The organism is Spirosoma migulaei (assembly GCF_054776855.1).
The window spans coordinates 1-3377 of the sequence record NZ_BAAHBG010000030.1 but is presented as its reverse complement, the minus strand read 5'-3'; the positions used below and the strand labels follow the sequence as shown (position 1 = coordinate 3377).

Annotated in this window: 3 protein-coding genes and 1 pseudogene; all 4 read right to left on the bottom strand. The window is 48.6% G+C overall.

Annotated elements, in window-relative coordinates:
- Window positions 1-415, bottom strand: a pseudogene (locus ACYVGO_RS28850) (hypothetical protein); the annotation flags it as partial.
- Window positions 416-651: 236 nt separating this feature from the next.
- Window positions 652-1560, bottom strand: coding sequence for a helix-turn-helix domain-containing protein (locus ACYVGO_RS28845; RefSeq protein ID WP_460972243.1), 909 nt, complete (start codon window positions 1558-1560; stop codon window positions 652-654).
- The gene (locus ACYVGO_RS28840) at window positions 1557-2531 is read right to left on the bottom strand and encodes an NADP-dependent oxidoreductase (RefSeq protein WP_460972242.1); all 975 of its coding nucleotides are present in this window, start codon (window positions 2529-2531) and stop codon (window positions 1557-1559) included. Before ACYVGO_RS28840 ends, ACYVGO_RS28845 begins: the two co-directional genes overlap by 4 nt.
- A gap of 342 nt (window positions 2532-2873) precedes the next feature.
- On the bottom strand, window positions 2874-3377 hold a 504-nt coding region (locus tag ACYVGO_RS28835), incomplete at its 5' end, for a winged helix-turn-helix transcriptional regulator (RefSeq protein WP_460972241.1).

Here is a 3377-nt window from a genome sequence, read left to right as displayed (position 1 = left end):
CAAAGCCCTGCTTGGCTAAGGTGGTATCGGTGGCCTGCCAATAGGTTTGTAGCGAATCGCGGTTGAACTGTAACTGATTCGAGTAGACCGAGGGTTTGCGGGGCCAGACGTACCTGGGTGGTTTTAGACTGCGGTCGGCTAATCGGACATGGGCATCATTCAAGGGTTTGATCATCTGGGCCAGGATTGTAAACAAGCGTTCGGGCGAGGTAGTGCTATCGACTAGGGGTGCATACGTAGTGTATTGTTGTTGCCAATCGACGTGTTTCATATCGAAGGTGGCATAGTGGTCTTGGTAGGCTTGCCAGAAGGTGTTAAAGTTAAGAATGGGGTCCTGTTTAGGGGTGGGTTGAGCCGAGAGGGAATAGACGAAAAGACAGTGAAGTAAACCCAGGAGAATATAGCGAACGTTCATTTTCGGCTAAATTACGATTATAACCCTTTGACACCGATGCCTTTAGGTTAATCTATAGTCAAAACGCGTTGAGCCAGTCAAATCATATAACGCCATTAACCTTACTCTGTTTTAACTGCGAAGCTATCTTAACCTACTACATCTAATATATCTCGTCTCAATTAAGGCTTCTTCGTGAGACAAAGGAACTTTCATGTTTATACTTCAGGAAATGGGCTTTCAATAAAACGCTTTTGTTAATTAAATGACGCTCTAAATGCCAAAGGTGATAGGTTTGTTCTGGTCTTGAACAACTTACTAAAGGAGGGCAAATGTTCAAAGCCCAGTTCGTAAGCAATTTCACTAATACTCAGACTCGTCGTTGATAAGCGTTCTTTCGCTTTTGCAATCAATTTTTCATGAATATGTTGCTGGGTATTTTGGCCAGTCAATACCCGTAACAAATTACTTAAATACTTGGGCGAAAGATTCAGTGCCTCGGCTACGTAGCGAACGGTTGGTAAACCTCGATCCACTACATCCTGATGGTTGAAGTACTCATCCAGCAGCGTCTCGAGTCGTTCGAGTACTTGATGATTGGCTTTATCGCGGGTAATGAACTGACGGTGATAAAACCGGTCCGCATAATTCAGCAGACTTTCGACTTGTGAGACGATGATTGGCTTGCTAAACCGGTCAATCGTGGAACTATATTCCTGCTGAATGGCTAGAATAATATGCAGGATGGTCGCTTCTTCTTTTGCCGAAAGAAACAAGGCTTCATGGAGCGAGTAATCCCAAAAATCGTATTGCTTAATGGTTTTGGCCAATGGCGTATTCCACAGGAAATCAGGATGGATGTTGATCACCCAGCCTGATTTTACTACGGCTTCGTCTTTATTATCCACGGCAACGCTGAACACTTGGCCGGGCGACATAAACGACAGAATGCCTTCATTGAAGTCGAACGCGTGCTGCCCGTATTTAATCTTGACGTTACGCAGTCTCTTTACAGAAATCGTGTAAAAATCAAGCAGCATACTGGCTGGCTCATCGCTATCCGGCTGCGGAACGGTGCCCACATCAATGACGCTGATCAGCGGATGCTGTGGGGCGGGCAACTGCCTGAAGGCATGAAATTCGCTGATTGTTTTGAAATGCCTCATACCGGCTCGCTTTCTTTTCTTATTTCCAGTACCAGTTTACCCCGCACATGCCAGGTTTGGCTTTCGCGGTGAGCTTGGGCCACCTGTTCCAGCGGGAACACCTTACTGATATAGACCTTCACCTTGCCAGCATCAACTAACTGGGCTATTTCTTCTAACCATGCCTGCCGGGGTTGGTTGGCCGACAGTTCGCCTTTGGCCTGTTTCCGAGCCAGTCCGGCCAGCACGGCATCATCAAACGGTAAATCAATATTGACACTTACTAGTATGCCGCCTTCCTTTAACACGGTTATCGATTTCAACCGCTCCGCGTTATCGCGTAGGGGCGAAGCTTCAAATACCACGTCCACATTAGGTACCAGTTCCTCAAATGACTGAGTCCGGTAGTCGATTACCTCATCGGCGCCAAGTTGCTTTACGTACTCCTGGTTGTCTGTCGAAGCGATTCCAATGACATAAGCTCCTTTTGCTTTGGCAAACTGCACAGCGAAACTGCCCACCCCACCCGATGCCCCCTGAATGAGAATGCGTTGTCCGGGCTGTAGCTTTCCGTGTTCAAAGATGGCCGTCCAGGCAGTGAGTCCGGCCAGCGGCACCCCCGCAGCCTCCGTAAAGCCAATACTTTTTGGTTTGAGTGCAAATTGACTGGCTTTTGCCACGCAAAACTCGGCGTAACTGCCATCACCGGGAAAATTTGGCTCACCGTACACGGCATCACCTTTCCGAAGAGTAGTTACCTTGCTGCCGACTTCCTCGACAATGCCAGCTGCATCCCAACCCAAGGTCATGGGCAAGGTCAGATAAGGCTTCAACATATCGTTGCCCCCTTCCCGAATGCTCCAGTCAGTCGGGTTTACGCCACTGGCATACACCTTGACTAATATTTCATCCGGCGCAGGCACCGGCCGCGCTAGGTCCTCAATGTGCATGACCTCTGGGCCACCGAATTGGTGAATTCTAACTGCTTTCAAAACAAATCGTTTTTTAGTTAATTGATGAGACAAAGGTCGTCATCCGGTCAACGGCAGCCTTAGTGAAAATGCCTTTTGTTTTAGCCAAAACCGCCGGTAAGCATTCGAACAGCGTCCTCAACTAAGTGGACCAAGGTGGCGACGGGCAGACCCGGGTCGGCGCACCGACTGCTGGCCACTTGACGGTTATTAAAACGTTATTGCCACACAAAAGGCTCGCCTATGAAACGGTTATCGCCTGATTCGCCCGATTGGTTGATGGAATGATTTTTGGGCCAATCGACAGGATAAACTCTTAGCAAATAGGTCGTCGGTAATGGTCGATGGTTCCCCTAAGTGGTTTTACGCATGAACCGATGGCTCGGCGGGAAAGTCAGCCAGCCGTTTCGCAAAAGCAACCGACTCGTCACCCCCCGTTGAAACGGCCCATTCGGCCATCGCATACAGCACCGATCGCAACGCTTTCCCCGAGGCCGACAACTCATAGGTGACGTGAGGGGGAACAACGGGTTTGGACCGACGGATAACTAGACCAGCGGTTTCCAATTGTTTGAGTTGTTGGATGAGCACCTTTTCGGTCAAGCCGGGAATCGCTTTTCGGATCTCGCTATATCGTTTCGCCCCCGTTAACAGACTAAAGAGAATAAGGGGCTTCCAGTAGCCACCAATCTTTTCCATCACAAACGTGACGGGACAACTCTGGAAAGCTTGCTGCTTATTTTCCTGCACAACTGATGCTAGTTTTATGGGCGTCATAGTATACCTACTTTGGGGCCAGTTCTTGTACAAAAGTACGTTCAGCGGTTGGTTTGCACAAAAACTCTCCGACCAATGAACATTACAGTA

Excerpts from the sequence above, each read along its gene's own strand:
- ACYVGO_RS28845 (WP_460972243.1), bottom strand. The coding sequence starts at position 1,560 with ATGAGGCATTTCAAAACAATCAGCGAATTTCATGCCTTCAGGCAGTTG.